Source organism: Bacteroidia bacterium, from assembly GCA_025056095.1.
GTDB lineage: Bacteria > Bacteroidota > Bacteroidia > JANWVE01 > JANWVE01 > JANWVE01.
The window spans coordinates 1-5035 of the sequence record JANWVW010000205.1 but is presented as its reverse complement, the minus strand read 5'-3'; the positions used below and the strand labels follow the sequence as shown (position 1 = coordinate 5035).

6 protein-coding genes are annotated in these 5035 nt (G+C 38.7%); 4 read left to right on the top strand and 2 right to left on the bottom strand.

The features are described from left to right. Positions 1-289: 289 nt before the first annotated feature. Positions 290-2518 (bottom strand): phosphoribosylformylglycinamidine synthase subunit PurL, encoded by a 2229-nt coding sequence (gene purL, locus NZ519_11945; GenBank protein MCS7029467.1) that lies wholly within the window; start codon positions 2516-2518, stop codon positions 290-292. 47 nt (positions 2519-2565) lie between these two features. Next, a complete protein-coding gene (locus NZ519_11940) occupies positions 2566-2694 on the bottom strand; it encodes a hypothetical protein (GenBank protein ID MCS7029466.1) in 129 nt (42 codons plus the stop codon). Between the two features lie 351 nt (positions 2695-3045). Between NZ519_11940 and NZ519_11935 the strand changes: the two genes are divergently transcribed. The 4 genes from NZ519_11935 to NZ519_11920 all read left to right on the top strand — a co-directional run. Further along, positions 3046-3264: a hypothetical protein gene (locus tag NZ519_11935; protein MCS7029465.1), complete on the top strand. Its 219-nt coding sequence runs from the start codon at positions 3046-3048 to the stop codon at positions 3262-3264. Beyond that, the gene (gene atpC, locus NZ519_11930) at positions 3255-3500 is read left to right on the top strand and encodes an ATP synthase F1 subunit epsilon (GenBank protein ID MCS7029464.1); all 246 of its coding nucleotides are present in this window, start codon (positions 3255-3257) and stop codon (positions 3498-3500) included. Before NZ519_11935 ends, atpC begins: the two co-directional genes overlap by 10 nt. Next, positions 3497-4282, top strand: a complete 786-nt coding sequence (locus tag NZ519_11925; protein ID MCS7029463.1) for a DUF2520 domain-containing protein — start codon at positions 3497-3499, stop codon at positions 4280-4282. Before atpC ends, NZ519_11925 begins: the two co-directional genes overlap by 4 nt. Beyond that, positions 4275-5035 (top strand): sulfite exporter TauE/SafE family protein (locus NZ519_11920; protein ID MCS7029462.1); only part of this gene is annotated, 761 nt, incomplete at its 3' end. The genes NZ519_11925 and NZ519_11920, both read left to right, overlap by 8 nt.

Genomic DNA, 5035 nt, shown 5'->3' with positions numbered 1-5035 from the left:
AAAAGTGAAGCTTTTGGGAAGTTATTAGAGTACGTAGCGAAAAATGGTAAAACACACAGTTTGAAGCAAATTAAAGAGCAGCTTATATTGAGCATTCAGCCGATTAAAAGCATGCATCAAGCGGTACAGTGTTTAGAAAATGTGCATTTGAGTTGTGTAATGGTTTATAGTTCGTAATTCTATCAGTTTTGAGATATTTTTTTGGGCGTGCCCCTCGCTGCGCTCATGCCCACAAGGACACGCCCAAAATTAACCTAATAACTGCTCATCAAATCTGATATAACGCCTATCATTCTACTTGCAAACCTTGATAATAACTATCCTTAAACGTGCTGTAATCCATGTAAGAAATGTAATTTTTTACTTCCATAGCAGGTTCTGCAAGAGTTTTACCTATTAACAAATAAGGTATGTAGCAATGTTTTTCAAATACAGTTTTATCTTGTTCTGCAACGGTAACCACTACTCTGCCTTGTCCCTCTCCGAATAAAAATGCATCAGGGCGGATATTTGAAGGAACTTCAATGCTAAAACCAATATCATGTACAAACGCACTTTCAAATAACGTAGTAATAAGACCTCCATCTGCCACATCATGGGCTGAATAAATGAGTTTATGTTGAATGAGTTCGCGTAGATTGTTCTGTAATTTTACTTCATTTTCCACGTTCAAATAAGGTGCAGGACTATATTTGACCTTATGATAACTATACAAGTATTCACTGCAAGCAATATCTGCGGTAATATCGCCCAAAATGTATATTAAATGCCCTGCTTGCTTAAAACCTAAGGACATTCTATCATTTTGTAGACTCTCAATTAAACCGACCATGCCAATGGTGGGCGTTGGGAACACAGGTACAGTAATGTTATCTATCACTGATTGATTATAGAAACTTACATTTCCACCCGTTACAGGAATTCCTAATGCCTCACAAGCTAATTTCATTCCCTTAATGCTATGCACAAATTGCCAATATACCTCCTCATTATACGGATTTCCAAAGTTTAGACAATTCGTTACCCCTAATGGAACACCTCCGCTGCAAGTGATATTCCGTGCCGCTTCTAATACAGCAATAGCGCAGCCAATTTCAGGGTTTGCGTGTACGTATCTGCTGTTACAATCTACGGTTAGAGTGAGCGCTTTTTGTGTGCCTTTTATTTTAATTATAGCCGCATCGGCGGGTTCGTTAATACTCATGTTAGCTGTACCTACCATTCTATCGTACTGTTCATAAATCCAGTGTTTAGATGTGATATTCGGATGAGAAAGCAAAAAGTGAATAATATCAATAAATTCTTGTTTGTTTTTGGGTACAGGGATGTTATCAGGGTTAAACTTTTTAACTTCTTGCATGTAAGCGGGTTCTTTGTAATTTCTATGATAGACAGGTGCGCCTCCACCTACTACCAGAGATTGAGCAGGTACATGAGCTACTAATTCGCCATTCATGTAATATTCTAAATAGCCTGTATCGGTAACAGTGCCTATTTGTACGCAAGGTAAATCCCATTTTTCAAAAACTGCTTGTATTAAATGTTCTTTCCCTTTTTCTGCCACAATCAGCATACGTTCTTGGGATTCAGAGAGTAGAATTTCAAAGGGTTGCATATTAGGTTGTCGGGTAGGGACTTTATCTAAATCGATGCGCATACCTACATTTCCTTTGGCACTCATTTCGGAAGTAGAACAAGTAATTCCTGCTGCGCCCATATCTTGCATACCTACGATAGCACCTGTTTCTATGGCTTCCAGTGTGGCTTCCAAGAGTAATTTTTCTGCAAATGGGTCGCCTACTTGCACTGCGGGTAATTTCTCTGTGGATTTTTCTGTAATATCTTCGGATGCAAAGGTTGCTCCGTGAATACCATCTTTGCCTGTGGCACTACCTACAATGAACACAGGATTGCCCACTCCTTTCGCTACGGAAGAAACCGTTTTACCTTGTTTAACAATACCTACAGACATAGCATTAACTAACGGATTTACAGTATAACATTCATCAAAAAAGGTTTCTCCTGCTACGGTAGGCACGCCGAAGGCATTTCCGTAGTCACCAATTCCTTTGACTACACCTTTGACAAGATATTTGGTCCGCGCATGCGAAAGATTACCAAAACGTAACGAGTTAAGTGCTGCGATAGGTCTTGCTCCCATAGTGAAAATATCTCTGTGAATACCTCCTACTCCTGTGGCTGCGCCTTGGTAAGGTTCAATTGCAGAAGGGTGATTATGGGACTCTATTTTGAAAGCTACGGCTAATCCCTCTCCAATGTCCATTAAACCCGCATTTTCTTCGCCTGCTTTAGCTAATACATATTTTCCTTCTTTAGGTAAAGTTTTGAGCCATACAATTGAATTTTTGTATGAGCAATGTTCGCTCCACATCACGGAATAGATAGAAAGTTCTGTAAAATTAGGTTCTCTGCCTAAAAATTCTACTATTTTGAAGTACTCTTCCTCTAACAGCCCTAATTTTTTAGCCGTAGGTAATAACGCATGCGCATTGATCATAGGGGCAAAAATACAAATAATGCATAAGTAACAGGTATTAAGGTAGTTTAATTCTTATAGATTTTTGGGCGTGTCCCTCGCTGCGCTCGGGTCGGGCTATTCCGCACTCCGCTCACGCTCGGTGCTACGCTCACGCTTCGCACTGCCTTATGGCATGCTCCATAGCCCTCACGCAAACAGTATTTTGATGTTTTACCTGATTTTTACATATATCCCTGCTTTACCTTGTTCAATTTTGATTATCAAACGCTTACAAGGTTAAAATTTTTTACCTCGTTTTAATCGCACTTATTTTATCTTATTTTGTATTCATTTTCAGGTACTTGCAAGATTAAACCTTGAATACATGGACTTGTTATACCCCTTCAACCCTGAGCATATAAGTTTTATCTTATTTTTAATTGATTTTCAATAATTTACAAGTTTAAACCTTGTTTTTTACCTTTTTATCGTTCATTTTCAAATACTTACAGGGTTAAGTATTGAACAAGTGAGATTAGTATGCTTGTGGCTTATCTGCGTGAGGCATGCGAAGGGCGTGCGTCAGCACGGTGCGTAGCGAAGCGCAGCACCGAAGCGATAGCGTAGCCCGCAGCACGCCGACCTTGCCCATACAAGCGCAGCGAAGTATGGGCAAGGGCACGCCCAAAAAATTACAAACTTTTCAAAACCAATTATTTTTGTTCATTTCTGTAAAAACAGTTGTTATCTTGTGGCTTACTTGTATATTTGCAACATGTTTGTAGAAATTATTTCCCCTGAACGTATTATTTTTCAAGGCGATGCCGAAAGTGTTAAATTACCTGGTGCCGCAGGAAGTTTCGAAGTCAAAGATAAACACGCACCTATAATCTCTACTCTATCCAAAGGCGATTTAAGCATCAGCCAAAAAGGTAAAAGCACTACTTTCAAAATAGAGGGCGGCGTAATAGAAGTACTTAACAATAAAGTCAGCATATTAGTAGAAAAAGTATTGTCATGAACATTACACTTATTGGCACAGGAGGCGTAGCTGAAAACTTAGCCGTCGCACTATCTCATCAGTATAATGTTAGTGTAGTGGGCAAGTCTCTTCTGGCACTATCCCAACTAACAGGCTACAATAGCCGCTGGTCTGCTTGTGTAAATTACATCCCTGAACTTACTCACGTCATTTTGATTGCAGTCCAAGATAGCCAAGTTGCTAACGTAATTAAGCAAATAGATTTCTCTATTCTGCACGATTTGCAAGTTATTGCACATACTTCAGGGAGTGTAGGCATAGAAGTTTTTGAGCAACATACCGACAAAGGCGCAGTATTTTATCCTTTACAAACATTTTCTAAAAATCGCATAGTTAGTTGGCAAAATGTCCCTATTTTTATAGAAGCGCACAGTACAGAAGTAGAAAATATATTGTTCAAATTAGCCTCTAGCTTGGAAGCACAGCCCCTTCGTGCAGATAGCCAAAAACGAAAATACATACACTTGGGTGCAGTATTTGCCCAAAACTTTTTTAACTACTTAATGCAAGTAGCACACGAAGTTACTCAAAAACAAGGTTTAACACATACTATTTATTACCCGTTGTTGAAGGAAACTTTACTAAAAATAGCCGATACTCAACCTATATACATGCAAACAGGTCCTGCAAAGCGAAAAGACCTATCTACCATTGAAATGCATATTAAAATGTTGCAGAAAGAATTCCCGCACTACGAAACATTATACCGAATACTTACAGACTACATTATAGAATTTTCGCACAAACAGAAGGATGAGTAGTGCACTTTGGTTTATTTTATTTGGATTAGGTTTAGTAGGAGGTTTTTTAGCGGGCTTGTTGGGCATAGGAGGGGGATTGATTTATATTATTATTTTGCAGTATGTTTTTAAGGAATACGTTCAAGATACCTACGAAATTACGAGATTTATTTTAGCGAATTCTATTTTTGCTACTTTGTTTGCGAGTTTATCGAGCATTGTAAGGCAGATTAAGCAAAAGACTTTTTACGGCAGTGCTTTACTTTGGGTGGGCGTGCCATCGGCTATAGTTTCTATGTCAATAAGTTATTTTATACAGCAAAGCAATTGGTATGATAAACGTACTTTTTTAGTTGTTTTTAGCGCAATTTTGGTTTTAACCATCGTCAAAACTTTGAAGGCAGCACGGCACACACAAAAAAAAGCAGATGAAAATAAAGTTTTTACTGAATTAGCGTACTGGAAGTATGCACTTACGGGATGCATAGCGGGCATAGTTTCCCCCTTAACAGGATTAGGCGGGGGAATAGTGATTGTACCTATGCTTTCTACTTTGTTTAACTTATCGGTTAAGAGAGCGGTGAATATTTCAGTTTCTTCTATTATTGTGTCAGCTTTTTTTAACACTTTGGTGTATATGTACAGCAGCCCTGCGATTGAGATAAGCATGCATACAGGCTATATTGCTTGGGGGATTGTTCTTCCGATGATACTTGGCGTTTTGATAGCATCCTATCTTGGGACTATGATAGCATACAAGTTGGAAGGTTATTC